This is a genomic window from bacterium (assembly GCA_017744355.1).
GTDB lineage: Bacteria > Cyanobacteriota > Sericytochromatia > S15B-MN24 > UBA4093 > JAGIBK01.
The window spans coordinates 56,232-82,800 of the sequence record JAGIBK010000009.1 but is presented as its reverse complement, the minus strand read 5'-3'; the positions used below and the strand labels follow the sequence as shown (position 1 = coordinate 82,800).

The window sequence follows — 26,569 nt, the reverse complement described above, 5'->3', positions numbered from 1 at the left end:
AGGGATCACGAGCGCGATGCTTGTGATCCCTGTCACTGTCTGGGCCTGGGTTTGAGGCCTCCGGTGTCAACAAATCGCCAGGCTGATCAAATTTAATTTCAGTTTCCGGCGAAATTAACTCATACTTAACGGTAGCCCGACAAGATCCGCCATTCCCACCCGTATATACACCTTGTGAACAGCGGGCTTGAATGAGAGCGGGCCCGGTGAAACGTGAGGAGAGCGAACAATGAGCAAGGTTGTCGGTTACATCTGGATGCACCCCGATGCCATCAGCACCGAGAAGGTGAAGGCCGAGCGCAACGCCATCGAAGCCTACTGCGCCGCCCACAACCTGGCCCTCGGCGGGATGCAGGTGGACGCCGGTGCCCTGGGCAACGCCCTCGAGCGCCCCGAGATGAAGGCCATCGCCGAGAAGTCGGAGATCACGGTCGTCGTCGCCTCGATGGTCAGCCTCGGCCGCCGCTTCCACGACGTCGCCACCGTGCTCGCCGAGTTCAACCACAAGGACATTCGCTTCATCAGCGTCCAGGAGAACATCGACACCGGCCGTCCCGACGGTCAGCAGCTGCTCAAGCTCTTCGTGACCATTCCCCAGGTCGCCAGCTGGGTCCGTCCTCCCAAGCAGGGCGCCGAGACCAAGGTTTTCGTCCGCAGCCGCGAAGTGCTCCACAACGGCGGCACCTGCCCCTACGGCTACACCCTCGACGAGATGACCAACCAGTTCGTCGTCAACGCCACCGAGGCCGCCGTCGTCCAGCGCATCTTCCGCGAGCGCGCCGCGGGCCGCAGCCTCCGCCAGATCGCCAACGACCTCACCCGTGACGCGATCGCCACCAAGCGCGGCGGCCGTTGGCAGGCCAACACCGTCAAGACCATCCTCGAGAACGTCTTCTACACCGGCGATTACCAGTGCCAGGGCCGCCTCTACCCCAACGACCACGAGGCCGTCATCGCCAAGACCCTCTTCGCCGAAGTCAACTCGGCCCAGGAAATCCTCCAGGTCTGCTAAGCTCTCTTCTCGCTCTCAAACCAACGCTCTCTCAAGCCTCGGGGGCCGACACCTGTCGGCCCCCGAGGCTTTTTCGGATGCAAACCAAAAAAAAGGGGCGCGGCCAATTTGGCCGCGCCCCTTCGTGATGTTCGCTTAGGCTTCGAGCAGCTTGAAGAAGGTCTTGCCCATGACGACCTCGTCGTTGGCCTTGACCAGCTGGGGGCTGCCCGGCATCAGCCGCGGGCCGCGGTTGACGTAGGTGCCGTTGAGGCTGCCGAGGTCTTCGACGTAGTACTCGCCGTCCTGGACGAAGATCCGGGCGTGCTTGCGCGAGATCTTGGCTTCGGCGTCATCCGAGGTCAAATCGATCTCGGGGAAGGCGCCGCCGTCCGGATCCCAACGACCGATCTGGGTCTCGCCCGAAGCCTCGACGGCGAACTCCTTGCCCACCGTGCCGCCGCGGGTGATGACCAGCTTGGCGCGGTAGCTCGCAGGCTCCCCGCCCGTGCCCGGCTGGGGGTACGAGGCGGCGGACTCCGACGGGGGAATGGTCGCCGTCAGCTCCAGCTTCGCGCCACACTCGTCGCAGAACTGGACGCCCGACTGGTTTTCATGGTTGCAAGCGGTGCAGACGCTCATGGGGCCTCCTATGCCTGGTGGAACTTGAAGAAGGTCTTGCCCATGACGATCTCGTCGCCGTCCTTGAGCGCCTGGGGGCTGCCGGGCAAGAGGCGCGGGCCGCGGTTGACGTAGGTGCCGTTGAGGCTGCCGAGGTCCTCGACGAAGAACTCGCCGTTCTCGATGAAGATCCGGGCGTGCTTGCGCGAGATCTTGGCCTCGGGGTCGTCCGAGGTCAGGTCGACCTCGGGGAAGGCGCCGCCGTCCGGGTCCCAGCGGCCGATCAGCGTCTCGCCGCCGGTCTCGACGGCGAACTCTTTGCCCACGGTCCCGCCGCGGGTGATGACCAGCTTGACCGTAGCGGCGATGGAATTCGTGGTGTCGCTCATCCTGGGATTCTCCTCCTGAATGCGGTGGGGGACGAAAGGAATGGTTCCGTTGAACGCTCTAGGTGTATTCGGCGAGGTTGACCAGCACGACGGTGATGTTGTCCTCGCCGCCGCGCTGGTTGGCGAGGTTCACGAGCCTGCGGGCCGCGAGGTTGGGGTCGCTCGTGTTGATGACCACCTCTTGCAGCTCCTCGTCGGCGACGTGGCCCGTCAGGCCGTCGCTGCACAGCAGCAGCCAATCGCCGATCTTGAGGGGGCGCTGGTAGAGGTCCACCTCGACGTTCGGGTAAGTGCCGAGCGAGCGGTAGATCAGGTTGCGCTGGGGGTGGATCGCCGCCTCTTCCAGGGTGATCTGGCCGATCTCGACCAGGCGCCCGACGAGACTGTGATCGCGCGAGACCTTCTCGATGCCCTCGCGGTTGATCAGGTAGGCGCGGCTGTCGCCCACGTGCCCGATGAAGACGTTCTGCCCGAAGACCAAAGCCGCGGTGACGGTGGTGCCCATCCCCGAGAGGTCCTGGTTGTGGCGGCCGGTCTCGTAGATGCGGGCGTTGGCGTTCTTGATGGCCTGCTGCATGGCCGCGCGGATTTCCTGGCTCGGGTCATCCACCCCTTCGTTGAGGTTGACCAGCGCCTCCTGCACGTGGGAGGTCACGGCGTCCACGGCCAAGGCACTCGCGATCTCGCCCGCGTTGACCCCGCCCATGCCGTCGGCGACCACGTACAGGCCGAGCCCCGACTGGGTGGACTGGGTGGTGAAGGTCAGGTCGAAGACCGCGAGGCTGTCCTCGTTGCCCGCCCGGATGATGCCCACGTCGGAGCAGTGGCCGGCCCGGCGCTGGGGGTTGTTGATCAGGGCGAGCAGGTGCGCCTTGAGCTCCTGCACCGTCGAGTAGCGGTCGTCGGGATCCGGCGCGAGCATCTTGCGGACGATCCGCTCGATCTGCGGGTGGATCGCCTCGTTGAACGCGCTGATGTCCGGCAGGTTGAAGCGGGTCTCTTCGTTGGGCCAGTAGCTCTCGGGCGAGTTGCCGGTGAGCAGGTAGTGCCATAAGGCGCCCAGGGCGTAGATATCCGAGCGCTCGTCGACCTTGCCCGACAGGTAGCCGAACTGCTCGGGCGGCGAGTAGCCGGGCGTCGAGTCGGTGGGCGTCGGGCAGGGCAGGATGGCCGCCCGATGGAAGCCCGTGAGGCGGACCCGCTGGGAGTCGGGGGTGACGACCACGTAGCGCGGCTGCAGATCTAGGTGCAGGATCTGCCGGCGGTGGAGCTGGCCGATGGACTGGCACAGCTGGATCATCCAGTCCAAGGACTGCTGGACAGTGATGGCGGCGCCGTTGCGCAGGAGGTAGGCCAGGTCGCGGCCTTCGAGCTGCTCGATCACCAGGTAGGCGCGATCGCTCGCCTTGAAGATGTCGAGGGCCTTGACCACGGTCGGGTACGAGACCGAGCGCAGGATGAGGAACTCGTTTTGCCAGGGGTTGTCCCAGGCCTTCTCCGCCCATTCGCTCTCGGGCAGGGCGCTGGTGCTGTCCTCGTCCTCCTTCTCCTTGACGATCACCACGAAGCCCGTGGCCTGGTCGATCGCCCGGTAGAGGTTGGCGCCGTTCTTGTATTCGAGGAAGCGCTCGACCACGTAGCGGTTGGCGAGCAGGGTCTCGGCGCCGAGCGGCGCGAGAGGGCTGGTGGCGGAGCCGCGGTCGGAACGAGGCGAGGTCATGGCTCGTGGCTCCTTTCTTAACGGGCGAGCGCCCACCAGACGCCGCCGGCGACGACGAGGGCGGCCGAGACGGCGGCTCCCGCGATCCAGAGGCGCTGGGGGATGGCGGGGCGCTCGGTCCGGCCGGTGGCCTTGGGGCGTCCGAGGTGGCCCGTGGCGGCCCGGTAGATCTGGCTTGACGTGGAGGCGTGGTGGGCGGCGATGTAGTTGCGGCAGTGAGGGCAGAACTGACGGCCCTTGGAGATCTGCTCCCCGCAGTGGGGGCAGGTGCGCACGGCGTTGGTCGCCTCGCCGCCCACCCGGATCAGGGCGACCAGCATGTCGTCGGCCGAGGCGTAGCGCTTTTCGATGTCCGAGTCGAGGGCGCGCATGACGAGCTCCTCGGTGGCGTCCGAGACGTCGGGGTTCAGCTGGCGCACGGGCGGGAACGAGAAAGGGGCCTCGTTCTGCGGGTCGCGCCCGGTGAGCATGTAGTGCATGGTCGCGCCCAGCGCGTAGAGGTCGGTGCGGGGCTCGACCTGGCCGCGGTACTGCTCGGGGGGCGCGTAGCCCTGGGTGCCGATCATGGTGCCGCGGGCGGTGGGATTGAAGAAGCGCGCGATGCCGAAGTCGACCAGGTAGATCTTGCCGAACTCGGTGAGCATGAGGTTGGCGGGCTTCATGTCCCGGAAGATGATGGGCGGCTTCTGGTGGTGCAGGTAGCTCAGCACGTCGCAGACCTGGATGGCCCAGCCGATCACGCTCTTCTCGTCGAAGGGCTGGTTGGCCTGCTCGCAGATCCGGGCTTCCAGGTCCGAGCCGTTGATGTACTCCATCACGATGTAGTGGCGGTTCGACTCGGTGAAGCGGTCGAAGACCTCGGGGATGGAGTTGTGCTTGAGGCTGGCGAGCATGTCCGCTTCGCGGTAGAAGTTCTGCATCGCCGTCTCACGCTGTTCGCTATCGGCGAAGTGGTCGAGCATCTCCTTGACGACGCAGACCTTGCTCGAGAAGCGGGTGTCGTTGGCCAGGTAGACGGCGCCCATCCCGCCCTGCCCGACGAGCTGGGTGATGCGGTAGCGGTCCTGCAAAAGGGTCGAGGGCGACAGCAGACCGCCCGAGCCCACGGAGCCCGCGGGCTGAGTGACGTGCGAGCTCGAGTGGGTCGCGGTGACCGCCCCCTTGAGGGGCTTGCCGCAGTCGCAGCAGAAGCGGTTCTCGACGTTGTTATCCGTCTGGCAGTTGGAGCAGATCAACTTAGGGGGAACCTCCGCAGCCGCGGGGTGCCGAGTGGCGCCCGTCGGGACAGCTTGGGCATGGTCTTGGGCCAAGAGCTACCATTTGAACAAGTTTAGCACAAATCCGAGGTTGTTCGTCTGGCCAGGAGCCCCGCCCCCGGGCGGTTCTCCGGTGATGTAGCCCGCGCTCCATGCCGAGGTGTCTCCCACGGCGAGCACCAGGCCTTGTCCGTAGGGCTGGGCGACGGCGAGCGCCGGGCCGCTGCCGCCGGCGGCGATGCGGTAGCCCCCGTCGCCTGCACGGGCCACGGCGCGCGTGGTGGGAGGGGCGAAGATCGAGCAGGCTTCGTAGAAGGTGACCCCGGTCGGCATGGCATGCAGGGCGGGCAGGTCGAGGGCGGTCACCTTGATCCAGCCCGGCTGGGAGGGGTTGGCCGTGGTGCGGACCAGATCGGGCGAGAAGGCGAGGCCGAAGGGTCGGGCGATGCGGTTGAGCCCCTCGGGCGAGTAGTCCCCGAAGCCGCCCCACTCGCCCATCAGGACCAGGGTGCCGCCCGAGGCCACGAAGGCGCGCAGGCGCTCGGTGGTCGGGCCGTCCGCGAAGGTGGCGCGCGGGCTGACGACCACGCGCACGTCGGCAGTGTCCGCCGGGTTGGTCGAGACGGTGAAGTCCGAGCCGAGGGCCGACTTGAGCGCGGAGAGCGCGCTGCCCACGGTGGTCGAACCGAAGGGCTGGGCATCGTTCTCGAAGACCACGACGGGCTTGCTGCTCTGGCGCGCGAGGGCGAGGTTGCCGAGGGCGACGTCCGCGCCGTTCAGCGAGACCTGCTGGGTCAGGGCGGTATGGAGCCCCTTGCGAATGCTGAGGGCGTGGGTGCCCGCCCCCAGGCCTTCGAGGGTGAAGCGCCCGTCGGCGCCCGAGAAGGTCCAGCTCTCGTCCGCGGTGATGCGGGCACCCTCGATGGGGCCGTTGGGGCCCGTGACCGTGCCGCTGATGGCGCCTGCTTGGGGCGAGAGCTCGACGGTCTGCTCGATGGGAGTCTTGGGATCCACCGTGAGGCCCGTGACCAGGCGGGTCGCAAGCCCCGGGGCCGAGACGCGCAGCGCGTAGGTGCCGGCCTCCAGCGGGTCGAAGCGCATGGCGAGCGCAAGGTCGGTGATGCCCCAGGCGGGGGTCGGGCCGATGAGCGTCACAGTGGCGTCCGCGAGGCGCTCCGAGGTGCCGGCGCGGCGCACGTCGACGCTCAGGACGCCGTTGACCAGGGCGGGGCCGCTTACGAAGACCTGGCGATTGAGCACGGGACTCGGGGCCGGGCCGGGGGCCTGGGTGGGGCTGGGAGTGGGGGCTGGCGGTTGGCTCGGGAAGAGGCAGCAGCCCGAGAGGGCGGCGAGCATGCCGAAGAGGATCGCACGGCGCATCACTGGTTGCCTCCGGCGGCGCTCCACTGGAGGGCCTTGAGGGGATCGACCAGGCCGTAGCCGGTCTCGTTGCTGAAGCCGCTCGGCACGAGGGGCTTGGCCGTTGCGATCAGGCGCGCGCGGACCTGGGCGGGGCTGAGCTTCTGGCCGCGGGCCTTGGCGTCGGCGATGACGAGGGCCGCCACGCCGCTCACGACTGGGGTGGCCATGGAGGTGCCCGTCAGGACGCCGTAGTTCAGGGGCAGGCGCCCCTTCTGGTACTCGTAGAAGCTGTAGGTCGGCAGCGTCGAGTAGATCCCGTCGTTGTACTTGCTGGCATCACCGATGCCGTTGTTGCCGCCGGGGGCGACCAGCGAGACTTCGGGGCCGCGGTTGCTGTAGGGGGGGATCGAGGTGGGGGAGCCGTCCTTGCCCGAGGTGGAGCCGACGCAGATCACCCCCGCGTAGGCCGCCGGATAGAAGACGGGGCCGTAGCCGTTGCCCGAGGCGATCACCATGGTGACGCCCTTGGCCATGCCGTAGGCGAGCACGTCGGCCAAGAGCTGGCTGGGCTCGGGGCCGCCCACCGAGAGGTTGATGATGTCGGCGCCGGCGTCGGCGGCGTCCTTGAGGCCCTGGGCGATCGTGAAGTCCGAGCCCGAGCCATCGGCGCGCATGACCTTGACGGGCAGGATCGAGACGCCAGGGGCGACCCCGACGATGCCGCCGTTGTGGCCCGCTGCTCCCAGGATTCCTGCCACATGGGTGCCGTGGCCGTTGCCGTCCTTGAAGGCGTAGGAGGTGTTGCCGGTGCCGAGGGTGGTGTCGCCGTCCACCTCGTCCAGGTAGAAGGGGGCCCCCGCCGAGGAGGTCGCCGCTCGGGCGGCGAGCTTGGGGTAGTTCTCGGCGAGGTTCGCGGGGACCTTCGCGATGTTGGGGGCGAGATCCGGGTGCTCCGCGTCCACCCCGGTGTCCACTACGGCGATGGTCACGCCCTTGCCGGGCGGGACGGCCTGGGAGGCGGTGGCGAAGCTCGCGCTGTTCCAGGCGGCGTTCATGTCGATGCCGCGGGTGCCGCGCAGGTACCACAGGTACTGGCTCGTAGCCTCGGGCGGCTCGTAGGCCAAGGTGCGGCGCAGGTAGTTGGGCTCGGCGTACTCGAAGGCCGCATCCCGGCTCAGGCGGGTGCGCAGGGCAGTCGCGTCGCCTTGAATTGCCCAGCGCTCGGTGTCGGGCAGGATGGCGTCCACCTGCTGGACGCCGTGGGCGTGCCGCAGGGCCTCGCGATCGCGCATGCTCGTCTCGGGCTTGAACTTGACGATGACCTCGCCTGCGACCTGGGGGCTCGCCGATTGCGAGGTCCCGGGCGTGGCGCCCGAGAAAGCCTGGCAACCCGTGAGGGCGAGCATGAGGGCGAGCGGGGCCCAGGGACGGGCGGCTGGGGACACAAGGGCCTCCTGGGTGCGGATCCGGACAACCCTTCTTTACCCAGAACGGCCGATCCTTGAACGGACGCGGCCGTTAGGGCTCACCAGCGGAAGAGATTCACCATGAAGGCGCCGTTGCTCGCTTCATCCAGGTTGCTCGCCTTGCCCTGGGTGCCGGGCTGGGCCCAGGCCGAGGTGTCGCCCAGTGCGACCACGAGCCCCCGCCCGTAAGGACGGGCCGCAGCGACCGTGAAGTCGCCGCTGACGAGCGCGCTCACCCGGTAGCCCTCGGCCCCGAGCCCCGCGAGGCGCACGGCGGGCGGCGGGGCGAAGAGCGAGCAGGCTTCGTACAGGTTCAGCCCCCCATCCACCGCTAGCGGGGTCGGCATGGGGCCGGGGCTCACCGCCACCTTCACCCAAGCGGACTGGGTGGCGTTCCCGAGGCGGACCTGGTCCGCATTGAAGCCGAGGCCGTAAGGGGCGGCGATCTTGTTGAGGGCTGCGGGCGAATAGTCGCCGAAGCCACCCCACTCGCCCATCAGGATCAGCTTGCCGCCCGCAGCGACGAAGGCGCGCAGGCGCTCGACGGTCGCGTCGGTCGCATACTCCGCCTTGGGGCTTGCGACCACCCGCACCGCCGCTGAGGCGTCGAGCGAGGTCGTGGCGAAGCCATCACCTACCAGGCGGGCCTGGAGGGCCGAGAGGGCGACGCCGATGCTGCTCGAGGCGAAGGGCTGGGTGGCGTTCTCGAAGGCGACGGTCTTATCTGCGGCCGGGGCCGAGAGGGTGCCCAGGGCCACCGGGCTTGCCCCCACGGTGATCGCCCGGGTCACGGTCGCAAAGCCAATCTTGGAGACGGCGAGCGTCTGGGCGCCAGCGGGCGCCCCCTTGAGGGTGAACTGGCCGGTGCCGTCGGCGAAGGCGTAGGCCTCGCCCACGTTGACCCGCGCACCGGCGAGCGGTTGGTCGTTCGGGCCGAGGGCGCGGCCCGTCACGTCGCCGCCGGCCGGAGCGAGCGAGGCGACGAGCGTCGGTGGGGCCTGGGGATCGAGCGTGAGGGGCTCGGTGACCTGCGGCACGTAGCCCGGCGCCTCGATCCGGATGCGGTAGACCCCCTTCTCGAGGGGCTGGAGGGTGAGATCGAGGCTACCGGTGGTACCGTAGGCGAGCGTCGGCCCCATGACCGTCACGTGGGCTCCCGAAATCCGCTCGCTGGTGCCCGCCTTGAGGGCGCGCACCGTGAGCCGGCCCCCTGCGATCGCCGTTCCCGACGCGAAGACCTGGCCGGTCTTGGGATCGAAGACCTGCCGGGCGAAGACATCCGGCCCCTTGGTGATGGGGTCGAGGGCCACGGGGCCTCCGCCCCAGCACCCAGCGAGGATAAGAGGGGCGAGCATCCAGTAGCCGCGAGCGATCATCTAGTTGGCTCCGTCGTGCGAGGTGCCGCTGAGCGCGGCGGCGGGCTGGACGAGGCCGAAGCCCGCGTCCTCGTTGAAGCCGCCGTTCAGCGGCTTGGCGGATGCGACCAGCCGCGCGCGGATCTGGGCGGGGCTGAGCGACTGGTTATGCGCCCTCGCGTCCGCCAGGATCAGGGCCGCCACGCCACTCACGACCGGGGTGGCCATGGAGGTGCCCGTCAGGACGCCGTAGTTGGTGTTGCGCGACGCATTGTTGCTGTAGCGTGGCAAGGTCGAGTAGATGCCGTCGGCGATCGCGTTGCCATGCCCGCCCGGTGCGACCACGGCCAGTTCGGAGCCGTAGTTGCTGTAGGGGGCGACGGTGGTGTTGGTCGCGGTGGCGCCCACGGCGATCACCCCGGTGTAGGCCGCCGGGTAGAAGACCTTGGTGTGCTCGTTGCCCGAGGCGATGATGAAGGTCTTGCCCTTGGCGATGCCGTCGGCGATCGCCTCGGCCAGGATCGGGCTCGGGGCCGGGCCGCCCACCGAGAAGTTGATGATGTCGGCCCCGGCGTCGACGGCGGCCTTGAAGCCCTTGGCGATGGTGAAGTCGTCGCCGTTGCCGTCGGCGCGCATGACCTTGACCGGCAGGATCTTGGCGCCGGGGGCGACCCCTACGAGCCCGGTCGAGCCGCTGGCGTTGGCCGCGAGGATCCCCGCCACGTGCGTGCCGTGGCCGTTGCCATCCTTGAAGCGGTAGGCCTTGTCGCTGCCGTCCGGCCCGTCACCCACCATGTCGAGGAAGCGCTTGCCGTCCACGTCGTTGCCGGAGAGGATGTTGGCGGCGAGTGCCGGGTGGCCGGTGTCCACCCCGGTGTCGACCACCGCGACCACCACGTCCTTGCCGGGCGGCTGGGCCGTGCTCTGCTGCCAGGCGGCGGTCATGTCGATCCCGCTTTCACCCTTCAGGTACCACTGGGAAGTCGGTGGGCTGCCCCCCTGGACGTAGGCCTGGGTCTTGCGCAGGTAGTTGGGCTGGGCGAAGGCGATCGCCTTCTCACGCGAGAGCGCCTGGGCCGCGCTCTCGGGTGACTGGCTTTGCAGGTGCCAGCGCTCGACGCCGGGCTTCAGGCCGTCCGTGGCGCTCACGCCGTAGCGCGCGCGCAGGGCCTCGCGCTCGGTTTCGGAGCTCTCGGGCTTGAACTTGACCACCAGCTCCTGGCCGATGCGTGGGTACGGCACCGCTCCGGGCGTCGTGACACCGGCGGGCGGCGTCTGACAGCCCGCGAGGACCGCGAGCCCGATGCCGAGGGCTAGGAGGTAACGGTGGCGCTGAGGACGCTTGGGCATAGCCTTAAGATCCTTGCGGCCGTATCGGCCGATGACTTGGGGGTGGGGGCCAGACGTACGCAGCCTTCCGGGGTCTGCGAGAGGATGGGGGTGCCGTAGACCAGGCTCACGAGCGCGGCGCTCGCGCCCGGCGCGAGCTGCACCTCGACGCTGCCGGTCCCTGCGGCCTGGGGGGCAGGCTCCGGGATGGCGGGCATCATCATGTCGGGCAAGAGCGGCACCGAGACCTTGTGGTTGGGCTCGGCGTACTCGACCAGACCGCTCGCCTCGTAGACCTTTTGCATGGCCTCGACCGTTTTGCCGCTGGGCAGCTTGAGGCGCCACACCTCGATCCCCGAGATCTTGTCGAGGACCGTCACGCCCTGCCGGGCGTTGAAGGCGTCGATCTGGGCCTGGCTCACGCTGCGCTTGAACTTGACCAAGAGCTCGCCCTCGACGTAGCTACGCTCGCTGGGCCGAGGGGAGGTGCCGCCGCCGGGAGCCGGCCAGACCTGGGCCACGTAGGGCAGGGTGGCGAAGAGGGTGGCGTAGTCGTCGCGGGTGCCCCGCTCGCCGATTCCGAAGCGCCAGGTGTACGCGCCCTCGGCGGGCTGTGCCCCCTTGAGGCCGAGCATGATGTCCACCGTCTTGACGAAGTAGGGGCCCACGTCGGGGTTGAAGCGCACGAGCACCTGGTCAGCGGCGACCGCCGGCGGGTTGGCGTCCACCCGCGGCTTGGCGGGTGCGGCCTGGGCCTTGCCGCTGGGCAGGAGCGTGGCCAACACGAAGGCGCAGGCTCCAAAGAGTAGGATGGGGCGAAGAGGGGCCATGCGTGCCTTCCTTTCCGAAGCTTATTTTACCCTAACGCGCCGGAGCGCGCCGTCCATGGGCAACCTATCCGAAACTTACTGGCGGATCTGGGACTGGTACAGCGAGAGGTTGACGCTCTCGTCCGTGACGTCGCTCGGCTTGAACTGAGGGAAGAGGACGTTGGGGCGGAAGTCCTGGTTCTGATCCTGACTGTTCACGGCGGTCTTGAGGGTGACGCCGGGCTCGTCCGCAGCCAGGGTCCAGCGATCGATGATCTCGCCCAGGGCGTTGGTGGTCAGGAAGTTGGCGGTCACGATCGAGCCCGGCGCCGGCTGGTCCTCGCTGGGGGCCACGTACTGCTCGCCGTTGAGCAGCGACTTGAGCTTGATGAGGATGACCAGGCTGTCGCGATCGACGAACCAATCCTGGCCCTGCTGGAGGTTCTCGGTGTCCTGCAGGATCAGACGCGGATTGCTCACCGGGTTGGGGTGGCGACCGTGGGTGAGGCGCAGCGAGCCGTTCAGGTTCGTGAGCATGTAGTAGTCGGTCCAGGTGACCGGGAAGAGGGGCACGGTACCGACGTACTCGGGGGTCAGACGGGGGTCGCTGGGGTTGGTGGTCGGGCCGCTCAGGAAGACGGGCAGGTCCCAGCCGATGAGCGGCTTGACGCGGTGAAGCGGGCCGTAGGCGCGGGGGCCTGCGGGTTGGCCGCTCTTGGGCACCAGGCCGGTCGAAGCCACCGTCTCGGCCTCGGCCGGGGGGGTGCTGTCCGCCAGGGTGGCGGTGTTGAGGACGACGTAGTACCGGATGTTGGGGCTCCGGGTTTCGAGGGGGCCGGCCATCCTGAGCGTCAGGCGCATGATGGGCTCGGGCGCAAGCTTGGTGGCCTCGTTGGCGCAGCCCACGGCGGTTCCGAGCGCCAGAGCGGCACCGAGAGAAAGGATGGTGGCGAAGCGCTTGGAGCGTCCCATGGCGGCAGTTCCTCGTTCCATATGGCTTTGACGCGTCGGCGCCCGCAACGGTTCCATATTTCGGCCTCTCGCTAGAACGTGCCCGTGCCCATGCCGAACTGGCTGCCCAGCTGGGAGGGGTCGCCGAGGCTGCCGAACGTCTTGTTCGAGAGGTTCACGAGATTGGTCGGGAAGGCGACCATCGCGAGGTTCAGGGTGTAGGCGTCCAGGCGCTTGTTGTAGGTGACCGACAGGATGAAGTCGTGCAGGTCCTTGTTGATGCCGATGCTCAGGAGGTCGTAGCGCTTGAGCGTAAGGTCGTACTGGCCCTCGGCCACCAGCGCCCAGTGGTCCTGCCAGGTGGTGCCGGTCTCCAGGGTGAGCTTGTTGCTGAAAGCGCGCCACTCGCCCATGTCCACGCTCCAGACGAGCGTCGAGTCGAAGGACCAGCCGGGTTGCAGGTGGTCTTGACCGTAGACGCCCCCGAAGCCTTCCTCGTTGGATTGCAGGTGGACGGTGCTGCTGATGTCCTGCCACTTACCCGTGCCGAACTCCAGGTACTCCTTGTCGGCGAAGGTGTAGCCGGTGTTGACCGTCAGGTTGATCCGGCGGCTGGGCTTGAAGGTCAGACCGGTGTTGTAGGGCGTGTAGCGCTTGATCTCGTAGTTGTAGCCGAGGGTGTTGTTCCAGCTGAACACGTCCGCGACCACCGCGTTGGCCGCGCCGTTCAGGGTGTGGTTCTTGGACAGGCTCAGGCTCTCGAACTGCTTGAACGGGCTGGAGTTGCGCCCGGTCAGCCCGAAGGGCGTCCAGAGAGGGGACTCCGAGGCCTTGGTCGGCGGGGTGTAGTCCCGGTGATAGGTCAGGCTCGTGTTGAAGAACTTGGTGAACTCGTTGGTCAAAGCCGCCTGACCCGTTAGGCGGTACTCGGCGTCGCCGGTCGAGTAGTACCGCTGCTCGTAACCGGTCGAGCCGAAGTTGAGCTTGGCCCCGAGGCCCAGGTCCAGCGGCTTGGAGGTCAGTTCGCCCAGCATCTTGACGCGGGTGACGGGCTCCAGGACCTGGGCCGGGTTCCGGGGATTGCGCTTGGTGGGGTCCGGCTCGTAGGCCGAGTCCTCGATGTAGCGGCCGTAAACCCCCGAGAGGGTGAAGGGCTGGTACTGCTCCAAAAGAGGGTTGCTCGAGATGGAGAGCTCGGGGAGCTTGTCCACGTAGCCGAGGCTTGCGATCGCTTGCTGCCGCTGCTCGAAGGAGGCGGTGGCGGGGATCGCGAGGTTGAACAGCTTGGTGGCGCTCAGCCTGGCGTTACCCCAGCCCAGGTTCTGGGTGAGGTCGGCGCTCTGGGTCAAACGCTCCTGCAGCGGTTGCGAAGGGTACTGGTTGCGGGTGTGGTCGGTGGTCGAGGTCAGTCGCAGGTCGCTGGTGAAGGTCTGGGTGAGCTGGAGGTTGCTGTTCTGGGTCGTGTTGGTGGGCGCGGTGGTCGGCGCGGGCGTTGGGGCGCCCGGCGGCCGCACGACCACCGCCGGCAGGTTCGCCTGCTCGGTGCGGTTGGTGCGGGCCGAGAAGTTGGTGCCGCCGTAGGTGCCGCCGATGTTGGCGGTGTCGTTGACGGTGCGGCTGTGCGAGAAGTCGAAGATCTCGCGGAAGTTGCGGTTGGCGCCGTAGTTGAGGCCCAGCCGGTTGTCCGTCACCCCCGCGTACCAGGCGATGTGGTCGTCGCGGTAGGGCTGGGACGGCTGGAAGGTCGCTCGGTCGTAGGTCGGGCCGATGCGGGCCAGGTCGTACATGTTGCGGTCTTCGTACCACCCGTCGAGGGTCATCTGGCCGAAGAGACGCTGCTGGTGCCGCACGCGCCAGTAGTGGTCCTGGAAGTAGTGAGGGTTCGCAGGATCCAGGCGGTGGACGACCCAGGGGTTGGTCGAGGCGTAGGCCCCGTCCGGGTCGTTCGGGGTCGGGGTGCCCGGCACGTAGTCGGCCAGATCCGGCATGGGCAGGCCGTAGAGGGTGAAGGCCGTGATCGAGTTGGGGGTGTTTTCCCAGACGTGGTCGAAGCCGATACCGCCCGGCGCCTTGAACTCCAGCCCGTTGAGGAAGACGTTGCCGGAGTGGCGCTCGTTGAGCCGGTAGGCCATGGTCGATTTGACGAACAGACCCTCGACGTTGTTCTTACCGATCGAGACCGAGGACTCGCGCCGCTTGAGCGGGATGTAGAACCAGGGCACCCAGAAGACGGGGCGGTTGTTCATGAAGACCCGGACGTTGGTGCCCATGGCGTAGTCGTCCGGGACGTACTTGATCCAGCCGTTCTCGGTGTGGTAGTGCGGCGTCTCCTGCTTGGAGACGAAGTCGCAGGTGGTGAAGGTGCCTTCCTTGATCTCGAACTCGCGACGGCCGTGCGAGACGAGCTCCTTGCCCGTGATGTAGACGATCTGGCCCGGGGTCTGGGCGGGGACCTCGAGCTTGGCCCCCTGCACGACGGCCTCTTCGGTCTTGAGCGAGTAGTGCAGGCTCGTGCCCGTGACGGTCTGGACCTTGCCGTTGGTGCCCTGCTGCACCATGACGAAGGGGGTGTCGGTGGAGACGACCTTCTCGTTCTGGTTGAACTCGAGGCGATCGGTGGTGATGACGACCCCCTGCACCTCGAGCCGCACGTTGCCGGTGGCCGTCGAGACGCCGGTCTGGCGATCGCTTTCGACCTTGTCGGCGCGCAGCTTGACGCTCATCTCCGCCGCGGCCGAGCCGGGAAGCAAGAGTTGAGCGCAAAAAAAAGCGGTGGCGGTGGCGAGCGCCAGCGCGCGGCTTAGGACGAGCGGTCGACGCGCCATAGCAGAAACACTCCGACGATGCCGAACAGGAAGTTCTCGACCCACGCGGCCGTGATGGGGTCGAGCATGCCTGCGTTGCCCATCGAGCGAGCGATGGACATGACGATGTAGTAGACGAAGACGGTGGCGATGGTGATGGCGACGCCGATGAAGGTGCCGAGCCTGGCGAAGCGCAGCCCGATGGGGGCCGCGAAGAGGGTGACGAAGAGCGCCGTCCAGGGCAGCGAGAACTTGAGGTAGTAGTCCACCTCGGTGCTCTTGGTGTCCACCCCGCCCGACTTCATGGTGTCGATTTGCTTCTTGAGCTGGGCCGAGGTCTGCTCCTGAGGCGACAGGTCGCCCTGGGTGAAGAAGGTCTCGGGGTTCTGGTCGACCTCCACGTCGTAGTTGGCGAAGGGCTCCTCGACCTGGACGAAGTCCTCCTGGCCGTAGCGGTGGATGACCCCGTCGGTGAGCTTCCAGCGGCGCCCGCTCCAGGTGCCCTGCCGCGCCGAGATGACGACCGGGGTGGTGCCCGTGCGGTCGAAGATCATGACGCTGTACATGATGTTGGAGCGCTGATCCACCTGCTTGACGTAGAAGTAGCGGTTGTCCTGGCCCTTGAAGAAGACGTTGTCCTTGAAGATGGGCTTGGACTGCCTAAGCATGATGGTCCGCACCAGGTCCACCACGTTGCGGTTGGCCCAGGGCACCATCTGGTCGTTGATCAGGAAGTTGCCGTAGCTGACGATCACCGACCCGATGATGATCGGCACGGTGATGCGCTTGAACGAGGTGCCGCAGGCGCGCAGGGCCGTGATCTCGGAGTCGCGGCTCAGGCGGCCGATGGTGAGCAGGGTCGCGAAGAGGTAGGCCACCGGGAAGGTGATGACCATGATCGCGGGCAGGTTGAAGGCCAAGAGCTTGAGCACCACCGACACCGGCACCCCGGAGTCGACGATCAGCTTGGCATAGATGTAGAGGAGGTTCGCCAGGTTCATGACGACGAACCCGAAGGTGCCCGCGATGAAGGGCTTCTGGAGATCGAGCAGGATGTAGGCGTCGATGGTCTTGAGCGGGCGCGGGAGGCGCTCGGTCAAGCTCCAGACCTTCTTGAGCTGGTCGATGAACACGGCCACGGACCTTACCTGCGGTCCACGCGCATGAGCAGCCCGATCCCGATCAGGCCGAACAGGATGTTCTGGGTCCAGGCCGCGACCAGGGGCGGGACCGCCCCGGCCTCACCGAGCGCCTGGAAGGTCTGCATGATCACGTAGTACAGGAAGACCAGGATGATCGAGAGGGCCACGCCCACGTAGGCGCCCATTCGCGAGAAGATCATCCCCAAGGGCGCGGCGATCAGCGCCGCGAAGAAGGTCGCGAGCGGCACCGAGTACTTCATCATGTAGGCGACTTCCATCTTGTGGGTGTCGACCCCGCTCTTCTTGAGGCCCTCGAACTGGCCCTTGAGCTGGTTGGCGCTCTGCTCCGAGGGGTTCAGGTCGTCGCCGAAGTAACTGGCGTTACTGAGGTTGAACTGGATGTTGAGGGTGTTGTACTTGATCTCGTGATCGACGAAGCCCGACTCGTTGTACTTGTGGACGGCGCCGTCCTCGAGCTGCCAGATGGAGTTGCCGTCGCCCTGGTTGATCCAGCGGGCGCGCTTGGCCGTGATGACCTGGGGCGGCCCCACCTGGGTCTGGTCCAGTACGAAGATGTCGCGCATCAGGCCGGTGATCCCGTCCACCTCCTTGACGTAGAAGTAGCGGTTCTCGGTGCCCTTGAAGAAGACGTTGGGCTTGATGAGCGGCTTGGAGATGTTGGCGCTCAGCTCCTTCTTGATGCGGCTGACCTGGCGGTTGGACCAGGGCACGATCTTGTCGTTGAAGACGAAGTTGCCGATCGAGACCAGGATGGCCCCGGCGATGATGGGGGCGATGATCCGCTTGAAGGAGATGCCGGCGCCCCGCAGCGCCACGATCTCGAAGTCCTTGGTCATGCGGCCGATGCCCAGGAGGCTCGCGAAGAGGTAGGCCACCGGGAAGGTCAGCACGATGAGCGACGGCAGGGTGAAGAGCAGCAGCTGAATGACCGCCCCGACCGGCGCGCCCGCCGAGAAGATCAGGTCGGTGAACTGGCTCAGCGTCACTGAGAGCATGATCAGGATGAAGGACAGGACCCCGAAAACGAAGGGCCTGAGCATTTCCCCCATCACGTACCGATCGAGAATTCTCACTATGGGATCCTTACCACAACCGCCAGAGTGCCCATGTTATCACACATGATGATAGAATCCCCTTCATGACAGACCCATCGACCACAACCCTTCAGGCAGCCGCTGCGCGCGTTCCCGGCCGCTTGGCCGCTCGCCTTCGGACCGGCTTCGTCGCCTTTGCCTCGGGGGCTGCCCTGAGCTTCGCCTATCCGGGCTGGGATGCTTGGTTCCTCGCCTGGTTCGCGCTGGTGCCGTTCCTCGTGATGCTCCTGCAGCCGCGCTCGGCGCGCTCCTACGCATGGCTCTCCGCGGCCTTCGGCGTCGGGTTCTTCGGTGGAGTCAACTACTGGCTGCTCGCCATGCACCCGCTGACATGGCTCGGGCCCAGCATGACCACGACGCTGAGTCTCGTCGTCGTGTTCCTGGCATGGTTTTTGCTCGCGCTGATCCTCTCGAGCGGATCGGTCGCGGCCTTCACCGCCGCGGGCCTCACCATGCGCGCGCTCGGCCGCAAGGGCAAGCTCGGGGCCTGGGCGGCGGTGCTGGTGCCCGTTTGCTTCTGGGTGGCGATGGAGTACGCCCAGGCCAACGGCGTCTTCGGCTACACCTGGAACATGCTCGCCTCGACCCAGTACCGCACCCTGCCCCTCTTGCAGTCGGTGGCGCTGTTCGGGCCCTTCCCCCTCTCGGGCTTGATCGTCGCTTTCAATGCCGCGATCGCCTGGGGGATCGCCCGCCGCGAGTGGAAGCCGCTCGGCGCCGCCCTGGCGGTTGCGATCGCGCTGTCGGGCTTCGGCCTGTGGTGGATGAACCGCCCGGTCGAGGCCGCCCCCGTGCCGGTCGCGGTCGTCCAAGGCAACGTCTCCCAGACCGAGAAGTGGCAGCGGGGCAACGAGCACGAGCTCCAGGACCGGTACTTCGACCTGTCGCGCCGAGTGAGCACGGCCAAGCTCGTGGCCTGGCCCGAGTCGGCGCTGCCGGTGCTGCTCGCCAACACCCCGGCCCTCTACGATCGCTTCGTGGCCGAGGCCAAGGCCCGGGGCCAGGCCTTCCTGACCGGCACCTTCAACGCCACGAACGGTTCTGATGGTTTGCCGCGCTACTACAACGCCACCACCATGTTCGGCCCCGACGGGCAGAACCTCGGCTGGGACGCCAAGAAGCACCTGGTCCCCTTCGGCGAGTACCTGCCTGGGCGTCATACCCTGCCGCCCATCTGGGCCCAGACCTTCGCCCAGTTGAACCTCATGTCGGTGGACATGACCCCGGGCGAGCGCCCTGTGCCCTTCGCCACCTCCTTCGGCCGGGTCGGCTCCAACGTCTGCTTCGACTCCATCTTCCCCGACGTCATGCGCGACACGGCCCGCGCCGGGGCCGAGATGTTCGTGCTGGTGACCAACGACGCCTGGTACAAGAAGACCATGGCCCTGCAGCAGCACCTGGCCCACGGGGTCCTGCGGGCCGTCGAGAACCGTCGCCCCTTCCTCCAGGCAGCGAACACGGGCGCCTCGGCCGTCGTCGATCACACGGGACGGATCGTCGCCCAGGCCCCCACCTGGGAGCCCGCGGCCGTAGCTGCCGAGGTGCGGCCCGTCTCCGAGCAGACCCCCTACACCCGGTACGGCGATTGGCTCTCGTGGCTGCTGATGGCCGGCGGCGTGGCCTTCATGATCCGGGCGTGGCGCCCGCGGAGCGCCCGCGGCTCGGAACACAAGGATTAGGAGCGCGACGGCAGTGCTGAAGGCAATCCTTGCGAACCTCAAGAAGACCTGGCCGGTGCTCGCGGTCCTGGTCCTGGTGCTCGGGGCGGGCACCTGGTACCTCAAGCAGCAGCCGCAGGTCCAGAGCCCCATCCTGCCGACGGCCATGACCAAGATGGAGCCCCACATCGAGCTCGCGTTCCAGGACGTGACCATGCAGGGTCGCGAGAAGGGCACCGTGCGCTGGCGCATCACCGCCAAGCAGGTCAAGGCCTCCCAGAACCAGCAGTACATCTACTTCGAGCAGAACCCCCGCGGCACCTTCTACAACGTCAAGGACTTCAGCCAGAAGGAAGGCGAGCCGCCCAAGAACCAGACCGTGGACTGGACCGCCAACAAGGCCGAGTACGACAGCCTCATGGACGAGATGACCATCACGGGCAGCGCCAGCTTCGTCACCGAGAAGCAGGACCACCTCAACACCGACCAGGTCCGCTACCGGGCCAAGCTGCACCAGGTGATCATGGAGAAGCCCGTCGAGCTCAAGACGCACGACCAGATGGTGATGCGCTCCAACGAGGCCACCGCCGACACTCAGATGGAGAGCGTCCACCTCTTCGGGAACGTCGAGCTGATTTCCCCCTTGAAGGGCGAGGAGAACCCCCTGTGAACCGGCGACTGATTCCGGCGCTCCTGGCGCTGTCCCTGCTCCTCGCGGCTCCGCCTGCCTGGTCGGCTCGTAAGCCCGTGCAGACGCCCGAGCCGATCCCGACCCTGCCGCCCGCGCCCTCGGTGCCGGCAGGCGGTCCTGCCATCCCGCCGCCCGTGCCGGGCGTCGGCGGCTGGGGCGCGACCCCCACTCCCAAGCCGAGCCTCGCCCCGCTCAAGCCCGGGGCGGTCAAGGGAGCGGTGCGCATCCTCTCCCAGAGCCTCTCGTACGATCGCAAGGCGTCGCTTGCGCTCCTGGAAGGGGCGGTCAAGATCTTCCAGGACGACATGACCATCGAGACCGAGAAGCTGCGCCACGACTCCAAGGTCAAGGTCTCGTACATCGAGGTGCCCTTCAAGCTCGTCCAGACCAAGCCCGACGAGCCCACCACCACCCTCAACGGCAAGAAGATGACCTTCTTCCACAACGAGAAGCGGGTCTTCGTGGACGGGGAGGTGCGCCTCCTGCGCGCGGGCGACCCCGGCGCCCAGCCCGCGGGCCCCGCCAAGAAGGAGAAGCTCAAGGCCGCCCTCAAGCGCGAGGACACCTTCATCCAGTCGGACAAGATGATGTACTGGACCCAGAAGAAGGACGCGGACTTCACCGGCAACGTGCTCGCCTTCCAGAAGGAGAAGCGGGCCGAAGGCAATCACGCCTTCATGGACAACACCCGCAAGAAGATCTTCATGGACGGCAACGTCATCCTGACCCAGATCAAGGGTGACTGGCTGGTCCGCGAGGGCATCGTCGATACCAGCAAACCCGATCCCGAGCGGGACAAGGCGATCAAGGAGAAGACCGTCGCCACCGGCGACAACCTCGAGATCGACCAGGTGACCAACGACTCGATCCTCACGGGCCAGCTCGTCAAGATCGACCAGAAGGATCGCCACGCGACCGGCAAGCGGGCGGTCTTCAGCGACAAGGACCAGACCATCACCCTGACCCAGGACGTGAAGATCCGCCGCGAGTCGGGCGACTGGATCAACGCCGAGCGCGCGGTCTTCCACACGGACAGCGACAAGTTCGAGGCCTTCGGAGGCCAGGGCTCCCAGGTCGAGACCGAGTTCAAGCTCGACGAGGAGAACAAGTAAGTAAAAGGGCCGACCCAGCTGGGTCGGCCCTTTTACTTACTTCGCGTTTCCTTACTCCCTGAGGCGGATGCTCACCGTGGTCGAGATGGTGGCGGCCGTGGTCGTGTCGCGCTCCAGGATGGCGCCGTTCGCGTCGAACAGCTCCACGTAGGCCTTGAGCTCGGACTTCGCGCGGACGTAGGCGCTGAAGCTCGCGTCCGTGGTCACGATGTTGAGCGGCACGTCGGCCGGGCTGCCCGAGCGGGTCTGGGTGGCGGGCGGGATCAGGACGGGGGTTGCGAGGCTACGGCTGATCGGGTTGTTGAGGAGCCCGTCGCCGACCTCGGTCGAGATGGGGGTGGCGGCCGCCAGGTTGCTGAGGTCCGCTTCGACCGGGTAGTAGGTGATCTTGTAGGACTTCACCGCGGTACCGTCGCTGCCGGGGGGCGCCTTGAGCCGGAGGGTGACCTTGCCGCCGTTATCGAAGGTGACGGAGGTCGAGGGGCTCGCGGCGGGGGTGCCGTTCAGGGTGTCGGTGCTGGCGACGTACTCCAGGGCATTCTTGCGCGTGGTGCGGTCGACCGGTCCGTAGGCCGGGACCTTGATCTCGTCATCCAGCACGGTGGGAGCGCCCTCGTCCTTGGTGTTGTCGAAGGTCTTGGCATCGACGTAGATCTGGACCGCCGGCGAGAAGTTGCCGTCGAACTCGGCGCGAACCAGGGTGATCGTGTTGGCCGCCACCTTGGTGAGCACGAACTCGCCCTCGCCGAGCGTGAGCGTGTGCTTGGCCTTCTCCTCGTCGCTCATGGTGGAGCGCCAGAGGTCGTCCCTGACGATCTGCTCGCCGTCGGACGTGTAGTAGAGGGCCGCGCCGTTGCTGACCTTGGCGCCGGCGATGGCTTTGCCGTTACGGTCGACGACCTTGCCCTTGATGGCGCCGGTAGCCCGCGGCTTGGCGGGCTCGCCGGCGAGCCCGAAGACGGGACCGATCTTGTCGCAGCCGGCACTTGCGATCGCCAGAACGGCGAAGACCCATGCGATTGATTTCATAGGAAAGGACGGTCCTCTCATGGCTTACTACTTTTCCTCTTCCGCCTTGATGTCGGTCTGGAAGTTGACGGTGAACGTGCCGACGGCCTCGACGATGTTCTGGTTGTCGTCGCGCCCCGTGAAGACGATCTCGCCGACCAGGTTCTGGCTCCAGGGTTCCCCGTTCACGACGACCTCGCCGTTGCTGGTGCGGAAGCCGTTCACGATGCCGTACTGCTCGACCGCCGACGAGACGGCGACGACTTCGATCTTCTCCGATCCGCCGGTGGTCGCCGTGCCGGTCCCGCCGCCGCCGCGCGGCACGTACAGGGTGGCCTTGAGTTCGCGGTGGGGGATCGTGGTGGTGTTGATCTCTTCCTGGAGCTGGTTGAGGAAGCGGATCTTGTAGTCGGTGAAGAGGACCCCCGGCGTGATGTCGCCCGGGAAGGACTTCAGGGTGAAGGTCACCCGGTCGCTATCCGTCTTGAAGAGACCGGTTTTCTTGTCGTAGGTGAGCTTGGAGTTCGCCACCTGGGGCTCTGCGGTCACCAGGATCTTGGCCTTGGGCATGAAGGGGTTTCCGAGCGTGCAGCTCGTCGTGCCGAGCATGACGCCTGCCGCCAGCAGGGAAGCCTGCGCGATTCGTCCGATGGAATGGGCCATGCCGCGTTTGTCCTCCGGGTGAAATTGAGATCGATCGTCCGCTCCCTTATACCCTGAGCGTCCCCCCTTGTATACACCCGCCCTCAAAGGGTGACGGGCGTCACCCCGTATGGCTTTGCGTCCGGTGCGAACGTCACAATTTTGGCCTTGTCACGTTTTGACGGTTGTTGATGTTGTGATCCCGTATACATACCGCGCTTGCGATCGGTTGATAGGATCCAGCAACGTGCCCGGGGCAGTTGGATCACGCACCGGCCAAGAGCGTAAGGGAGAGAGGAATCGCAAGGATGAGAAGACGCCCGACCACCAAGAAGCCGCCCGCGGATTACATCGAGCCCCCCGCCGAGGCCCTGTCGGGCGAGGAGGACGAGGTCTTCAACCAGCGCGCCACCTTCTACTTCTCGGAAGAGCAGCTCCTCTCGCTCGAGGTCGTGATGCTCAAGCTCCGCACCGAGCAGCGCATGAAGGTCGGCAAGTCCGAGATCATGCGCGCCGCCCTGGACTTCATCCTCGAGGACTACAACCTCAACAAGAACAACTGCTGGCTGGTTCGCCGCCTTTCTGGCAAGGACGAGCGCTAAGCGCTTTCGGCCCGTTCCTGCCTTCCTTTTTTCGATCCGTCTCGCGCCCCGAACATCGGGGCGCTTTTATTTTTGAATCCAGCTTCATAATAAGTTAGAATCATGGCGGGAGGGACGCCCATGTCCGAACGCGCCTACGCCGTCGCCTTCCTCAATATTGAAGGGGTGGGCTCGACCCGCTTGCGTCGCATGCGCGATCGCTTCGGCTCTCTCGAAGCCGCCTGGCGCGCCGGCCCCCGCGAGCTCGCGCAGGTCCAGGGCATCGGCCCCGAGATCGCCCAGGCGATTGCCGCCCAGCGCCCGGAGCTCATGCCCGAGGCCGAGCTTGCGGCGGTGTCCCGCGCGGGGCTCGACCTGGTCTGCCACTGGGATAGCGCCTACCCTGCCGCCCTGCGCGAGATCCACGATCCGCCGGGGGTGCTCTTCGTGAAGGGCGAACTGCCCGATCTGAGCCGTGCGGTCGCCATCGTGGGCACCCGGCGCTGCACCCGTTACGGGGCGCGGATGGCCGAGACCCTCGCGCGGGACCTGGCCGCCAGCGGGGTCGTGGTCGTCAGCGGCCTGGCCTTCGGCGTCGACGCCGCTGCCCACAAGGGGGCGCTCGAAACGGGGAAGACCGTGGCGGTGCTGGGTTCGGCCCTGGATCGCCTCTACCCGGCGGGTCACCAGGAGCTGGCCACTCGCATCGCCGAGCGCGGGGCCCTCTTGTCGGAGTACCCGCTCGGCACCGAGCCCGCAGCCGGGCAGTTCCCCGCTCGCAACCGCATCGTGGCCGGGCTGTGCCAGGCCGTCGTGCTGGTCGAGGCCAAGGAGCGTAGCGGCGCGCTCATCACCGTGGAGATGGCCCTCGACCAGAACCGCGAGGTGATGGCGGTGCCGGGCCCCGCGGATGCTCCTTGTTCGCTGGGCCCCCACCGTTTGATCCAGCAGGGAGCGCGCCTGGTGATGTCGGCTTCGGACGTGCTCGAAGAGCTGGCCTGGAAGGCGCCCAAGCCACCGGCGCGCGAGGCCCCCCGGCTTGCGCTCGCCGACGACGAGGCCCGGGTTCTGGCGGCCATCGAGGGCGAGCCGACGAGCCTGGATCGGATCGCCGCCAAGAGCGGCCTGCCGCCCGCTCAGATCAACAGCGTCCTCCTTGTTCTAGAGCTCAAGGCCCTGGTGCAGCAGCTTCCCGGTCGCCTGTACGTCCGAGCCTGAGCCCCGGTGCGTAGGAAAACCGGACGAGTGAGTTTTTCAAAGTGTGATAGAGTGGGGGTGCATTTTTGTCCGGAAAGCAGGCGATGGAGCCTGAAACCGGGCGGTACGAGCGGGTCTCGGCCCTTTTTGCGCACTCGCGCCATTCTGCCGGACCGAAAGGTGGTAAAGCGTGTCGAAATCGTTGGTGATCGTAGAGAGCCCCGCCAAGGCCAAGACCATCGGCAAGATCCTGGGCAAGGACTTCCAGGTCAAGGCCTCGGCCGGCCACATCCGGGACCTTCCCAAGAAGGGCCTCGGGGTGGACGTCAAGAAGAACTTCCTGCCCCAGTACGAGGTCCTCGCCGAGAAGGCCAAGGTCGTCGCCGAGCTGCAGGAGGCTGCCTCCGGCGCCGACCACGTCTACCTCGCGCCCGACCCTGACCGCGAAGGGGAAGCGATCGCCTGGCACCTGGCCTCGATCCTCGAAGAGCTCAACAAGCCGATGCAGCGCATCGAGTTCAACGAGATCACCAAGGACGCCATCCTGCGCGCCGTCGAGCACCCGCGCACCATCGACATCCAGCGGGTCAACGCCCAGCAGGCGCGCCGCGTGCTCGACCGCCTGGTGGGTTACAAGATCTCGCCGCTGCTCTGGCAGAAGGTCCGCCGGGGCCTCTCGGCCGGCCGCGTCCAGAGCGTGGCCGTGCGCCTGATCTGCGATCGCGAGGCCGAGGTCCAGGCCTTCGTCCCCAAGGAATACTGGTCCATCAGCGCCGACATGGTGAAGGGGGCGGCCAAGACCGCCTTCACCACCGAACTCGTCCGCTGGGCCGGCAAGAAGCCCGAGATCGGCTCCGAGGCCGCGGCCACCGTCATCGTGGACGCCCTGAAGGTTGCGGACTTCAAGGTCTCGAAAGTCCAAACGAAGGAACAGAAGCGCCAGCCGAGCGCTCCCTTCATCACTTCGAGCCTGCAGCAGGAGGCTTCGCGCCGCTACGGCTTCACCGTCAAGCGCACCATGACCCTCGCCCAGCAGCTCTACGAAGGTATCGAGCTGGGCTCCGAGGGCCCGGTCGGTCTCATTACCTATATGCGTACCGACTCGGTGCGCATCGCCGACGAGGCCTGGGAAGAGGCCAAGGCCTACATCGCCGAGCGCTACGGCAAGAACTACCTGCCGTCGAGCCGCCGGACCTACGCTTCCAAGAAGGGCGCCCAGGAGGCCCACGAAGCGATCCGCCCGACCTCCATTTTGCGCACGCCCGAGCAGGTCAAGGGCCACCTGACGCCCGACCAGTTCAAGCTCTACCGCGTCATCTGGGAGCGCTTCGCCGCGAGCCAGATGGCCAATGCCACCCTCGCCGTGCTCTCGATCGACATCGAGGCCGGTGAAGGCGTGCTGCGCGCGACCGACACCAAGGTGGTCTTCCCCGGCTTCCAGGCCGTCTACATGGACACCCCCGAGGAGGATTCCGAGGAGGCCAAGGCCGCCGGCAAGAAGCCCGCGAAGCTCCCCGAGCTCGCCGAGGGCGACGCGCTCAAGCTCAAGGAAGTCAATCCCAAGCAGCACTTCACCCAGCCGCCCCCCCGCTTCACCGAGGCGACCCTGGTCAAGACCATGGAAGAGAAGGGGATCGGTCGTCCTTCGACCTACGCCCCGACCATCGCGACCATCCAGGACCGCGGCTACGTCGAGAAGGTCGGGCGCGCCCTGCAGCCGACCGAGCTCGGCATCCAGGTCAACGACCAGCTCATCAAGCACTTCCCCGACATCGTGGACGTGGGCTTCACCGCCGACATGGAGGACAAGCTCGACACCATCGAGACCGGTGAGAACGAGTGGCAGCAGCTGCTCAAGAACTTCTACGAGCCCTTTGCCGCCACCCTCAAGGTGGCTGCCAAGGAGATGCAGCCGGTCGCCATCCCCTCGGGCGAGTTTTGCGAGGCGTGCGGCGCCGAGATGCTCATCAAGAGCGGTCGCTTCGGCGAGTTCCTCGCCTGCTCCAAGTACCCCGAGTGCAAGACCACCAAGCCGCTCATCAAGAAGACCGGGGTGGGCTGCAAGGAGCCGGGCTGCGCCGGCGACGTGATCATCAAGCGGACCCGCACGGGCAAGACCTTCTACGGTTGCTCGCGCTACCCCGAGTGCTCCTTCACCTCGTGGGACCTGCCGACCGACACCCTCTGCGCCAAGTGCAACACCTGGATGGCCCTCAAGCGTTCCAAGGCAGGACGGAGCTTCCTCCTGTGTAAGAACGAGGAGTGCAAGAACATCCAGAACGTCCCCAAGAAGGCCGCGAGTGCCGACGGCAAGGGCGAGGCGGAGGGCGAGGACGTCGCCAAGGAAGCCCAGGAAGCATAAGAAAAAGG

Annotated in this window: 22 protein-coding genes; 7 read left to right on the top strand and 15 right to left on the bottom strand. The window is 66.8% G+C overall.

Annotated features, from left to right (window positions below):
- Positions 1 to 229: 229 nt before the first annotated feature.
- The gene (locus tag J7643_18520; protein MBO9542586.1) at positions 230 to 1,012 is read left to right on the top strand and encodes a recombinase family protein; all 783 of its coding nucleotides are present in this window, start codon (positions 230 to 232) and stop codon (positions 1,010 to 1,012) included.
- A 135-nt stretch (positions 1,013 to 1,147) separates the two neighbouring features.
- On the opposite strand, the gene J7643_18515 is transcribed toward J7643_18520, so the two are convergent.
- The 13 genes from J7643_18515 to J7643_18455 form a co-directional block, all read right to left on the bottom strand.
- Positions 1,148 to 1,633 carry an FHA domain-containing protein gene (locus tag J7643_18515; GenBank protein ID MBO9542585.1) on the bottom strand — a complete coding sequence of 162 codons (486 nt, stop codon included), beginning with the start codon at positions 1,631 to 1,633 and terminating at the stop codon, positions 1,148 to 1,150.
- 8 nt (positions 1,634 to 1,641) lie between these two features.
- On the bottom strand, positions 1,642 to 2,001 hold the full coding sequence (locus J7643_18510; GenBank protein ID MBO9542584.1) for an FHA domain-containing protein: 360 nt from the start codon (positions 1,999 to 2,001) through the stop codon (positions 1,642 to 1,644).
- A 58-nt stretch (positions 2,002 to 2,059) separates the two neighbouring features.
- Complete coding sequence (locus J7643_18505) at positions 2,060 to 3,721, bottom strand: Stp1/IreP family PP2C-type Ser/Thr phosphatase (protein ID MBO9542583.1); 1,662 nt, start codon at positions 3,719 to 3,721, stop codon at positions 2,060 to 2,062.
- Between the two features lie 17 nt (positions 3,722 to 3,738).
- A complete protein-coding gene (locus J7643_18500) occupies positions 3,739 to 4,956 on the bottom strand; it encodes a protein kinase (protein MBO9542582.1) in 1,218 nt (405 codons plus the stop codon).
- 78 nt (positions 4,957 to 5,034) lie between these two features.
- Complete coding sequence (locus J7643_18495; GenBank protein ID MBO9542581.1) at positions 5,035 to 6,357, bottom strand: carboxypeptidase regulatory-like domain-containing protein; 1,323 nt, start codon at positions 6,355 to 6,357, stop codon at positions 5,035 to 5,037.
- Positions 6,357 to 7,784: a S8 family serine peptidase gene (locus tag J7643_18490; GenBank protein MBO9542580.1), complete on the bottom strand. Its 1,428-nt coding sequence runs from the start codon at positions 7,782 to 7,784 to the stop codon at positions 6,357 to 6,359. Before J7643_18490 ends, J7643_18495 begins: the two co-directional genes overlap by 1 nt.
- 80 nt (positions 7,785 to 7,864) lie before the next feature.
- Positions 7,865 to 9,181, bottom strand: coding sequence for a carboxypeptidase regulatory-like domain-containing protein (locus J7643_18485; GenBank protein ID MBO9542579.1), 1,317 nt, complete (start codon positions 9,179 to 9,181; stop codon positions 7,865 to 7,867).
- Positions 9,182 to 10,510, bottom strand: a complete 1,329-nt coding sequence (locus tag J7643_18480) for a S8 family serine peptidase (protein ID MBO9542578.1) — start codon at positions 10,508 to 10,510, stop codon at positions 9,182 to 9,184. It lies immediately after the preceding gene.
- Positions 10,474 to 11,319 carry a hypothetical protein gene (locus tag J7643_18475; protein MBO9542577.1) on the bottom strand — a complete coding sequence of 282 codons (846 nt, stop codon included), beginning with the start codon at positions 11,317 to 11,319 and terminating at the stop codon, positions 10,474 to 10,476. Before J7643_18475 ends, J7643_18480 begins: the two co-directional genes overlap by 37 nt.
- A gap of 75 nt (positions 11,320 to 11,394) precedes the next feature.
- Positions 11,395 to 12,270 carry a hypothetical protein gene (locus tag J7643_18470; protein ID MBO9542576.1) on the bottom strand — a complete coding sequence of 292 codons (876 nt, stop codon included), beginning with the start codon at positions 12,268 to 12,270 and terminating at the stop codon, positions 11,395 to 11,397.
- 71 nt (positions 12,271 to 12,341) lie between these two features.
- Positions 12,342 to 15,074 (bottom strand): LPS-assembly protein LptD, encoded by a 2,733-nt coding sequence (locus J7643_18465; GenBank protein ID MBO9542575.1) that lies wholly within the window; start codon positions 15,072 to 15,074, stop codon positions 12,342 to 12,344.
- Positions 15,050 to 16,192, bottom strand: coding sequence for an LptF/LptG family permease (locus J7643_18460; protein ID MBO9542574.1), 1,143 nt, complete (start codon positions 16,190 to 16,192; stop codon positions 15,050 to 15,052). The genes J7643_18465 and J7643_18460 overlap by 25 nt, the downstream gene beginning before the upstream one ends.
- Before the next feature lie 5 nt (positions 16,193 to 16,197).
- Entirely contained in the window at positions 16,198 to 17,289 is a 1,092-nt protein-coding gene (locus J7643_18455) for an LptF/LptG family permease (GenBank protein MBO9542573.1), read from the bottom strand.
- 65 nt (positions 17,290 to 17,354) lie between these two features.
- Between J7643_18455 and lnt the strand changes: the two genes are divergently transcribed.
- From lnt to lptC (J7643_18440), 3 genes are read left to right on the top strand one after another with little or no spacing between them, the layout of a single operon-like run.
- Positions 17,355 to 18,989 carry an apolipoprotein N-acyltransferase gene (gene lnt, locus J7643_18450; GenBank protein MBO9542572.1) on the top strand — a complete coding sequence of 545 codons (1,635 nt, stop codon included), beginning with the start codon at positions 17,355 to 17,357 and terminating at the stop codon, positions 18,987 to 18,989.
- 13 nt (positions 18,990 to 19,002) lie between these two features.
- Positions 19,003 to 19,638, top strand: a complete 636-nt coding sequence (lptC, locus tag J7643_18445) for an LPS export ABC transporter periplasmic protein LptC (GenBank protein MBO9542571.1) — start codon at positions 19,003 to 19,005, stop codon at positions 19,636 to 19,638.
- On the top strand, positions 19,635 to 20,771 hold the full coding sequence (gene lptC / locus J7643_18440; protein MBO9542570.1) for an LPS export ABC transporter periplasmic protein LptC: 1,137 nt from the start codon (positions 19,635 to 19,637) through the stop codon (positions 20,769 to 20,771). Before lptC (J7643_18445) ends, lptC (J7643_18440) begins: the two co-directional genes overlap by 4 nt.
- 51 nt (positions 20,772 to 20,822) lie before the next feature.
- Here lptC (J7643_18440) and J7643_18435 read toward each other — a convergent pair whose 3' ends face one another.
- Together J7643_18435 and J7643_18430 are read right to left on the bottom strand one after the other, a co-directional pair.
- The gene (locus J7643_18435; protein ID MBO9542569.1) at positions 20,823 to 21,800 is read right to left on the bottom strand and encodes a hypothetical protein; all 978 of its coding nucleotides are present in this window, start codon (positions 21,798 to 21,800) and stop codon (positions 20,823 to 20,825) included.
- A gap of 27 nt (positions 21,801 to 21,827) precedes the next feature.
- Positions 21,828 to 22,442: a hypothetical protein gene (locus J7643_18430; protein MBO9542568.1), complete on the bottom strand. Its 615-nt coding sequence runs from the start codon at positions 22,440 to 22,442 to the stop codon at positions 21,828 to 21,830.
- A gap of 287 nt (positions 22,443 to 22,729) precedes the next feature.
- Here J7643_18430 and J7643_18425 point away from each other — a divergent pair, with 287 nt between their 5' ends.
- From J7643_18425 to topA, 3 genes are all read left to right on the top strand, one after another.
- Entirely contained in the window at positions 22,730 to 23,023 is a 294-nt protein-coding gene (locus tag J7643_18425; GenBank protein MBO9542567.1) for a hypothetical protein, read from the top strand.
- Between the two features lie 120 nt (positions 23,024 to 23,143).
- The gene (gene dprA, locus J7643_18420; protein ID MBO9542566.1) at positions 23,144 to 24,220 is read left to right on the top strand and encodes a DNA-processing protein DprA; all 1,077 of its coding nucleotides are present in this window, start codon (positions 23,144 to 23,146) and stop codon (positions 24,218 to 24,220) included.
- A gap of 169 nt (positions 24,221 to 24,389) precedes the next feature.
- Positions 24,390 to 26,561 (top strand): type I DNA topoisomerase, encoded by a 2,172-nt coding sequence (topA, locus tag J7643_18415; protein MBO9542565.1) that lies wholly within the window; start codon positions 24,390 to 24,392, stop codon positions 26,559 to 26,561.
- Positions 26,562 to 26,569 lie beyond the last annotated feature (8 nt).

Bases quoted from the DNA above. Each gene is read 5' to 3' on its own strand.
- J7643_18515 (MBO9542585.1), bottom strand. From the start codon at position 1,633: ATGAGCGTCTGCACCGCTTGCAACCATGAAAACCAGTCGGGCGTCCAG.
- J7643_18480 (MBO9542578.1), bottom strand. From the start codon at position 10,510: ATGCCCAAGCGTCCTCAGCGCCACCGTTACCTCCTAGCCCTCGGCATC.
- J7643_18510 (MBO9542584.1), bottom strand. From the start codon at position 2,001: ATGAGCGACACCACGAATTCCATCGCCGCTACGGTCAAGCTGGTCATC.
- J7643_18505 (MBO9542583.1), bottom strand. From the start codon at position 3,721: ATGACCTCGCCTCGTTCCGACCGCGGCTCCGCCACCAGCCCTCTCGCG.
- J7643_18485 (MBO9542579.1), bottom strand. From the start codon at position 9,181: ATGATCGCTCGCGGCTACTGGATGCTCGCCCCTCTTATCCTCGCTGGG.
- J7643_18465 (MBO9542575.1), bottom strand. From the start codon at position 15,074: ATGGCGCGTCGACCGCTCGTCCTAAGCCGCGCGCTGGCGCTCGCCACC.
- J7643_18430 (MBO9542568.1), bottom strand. From the start codon at position 22,442: ATGGCCCATTCCATCGGACGAATCGCGCAGGCTTCCCTGCTGGCGGCA.
- J7643_18425 (MBO9542567.1), top strand. From the start codon at position 22,730: ATGAGAAGACGCCCGACCACCAAGAAGCCGCCCGCGGATTACATCGAG.
- J7643_18475 (MBO9542577.1), bottom strand. From the start codon at position 11,319: ATGGCCCCTCTTCGCCCCATCCTACTCTTTGGAGCCTGCGCCTTCGTG.
- dprA (MBO9542566.1), top strand. From the start codon at position 23,144: ATGTCCGAACGCGCCTACGCCGTCGCCTTCCTCAATATTGAAGGGGTG.
- J7643_18470 (MBO9542576.1), bottom strand. From the start codon at position 12,270: ATGGGACGCTCCAAGCGCTTCGCCACCATCCTTTCTCTCGGTGCCGCT.
- lnt (MBO9542572.1), top strand. From the start codon at position 17,355: ATGACAGACCCATCGACCACAACCCTTCAGGCAGCCGCTGCGCGCGTT.
- J7643_18520 (MBO9542586.1), top strand. From the start codon at position 230: ATGAGCAAGGTTGTCGGTTACATCTGGATGCACCCCGATGCCATCAGC.
- J7643_18495 (MBO9542581.1), bottom strand. From the start codon at position 6,357: ATGCGCCGTGCGATCCTCTTCGGCATGCTCGCCGCCCTCTCGGGCTGC.
- J7643_18435 (MBO9542569.1), bottom strand. From the start codon at position 21,800: ATGAAATCAATCGCATGGGTCTTCGCCGTTCTGGCGATCGCAAGTGCC.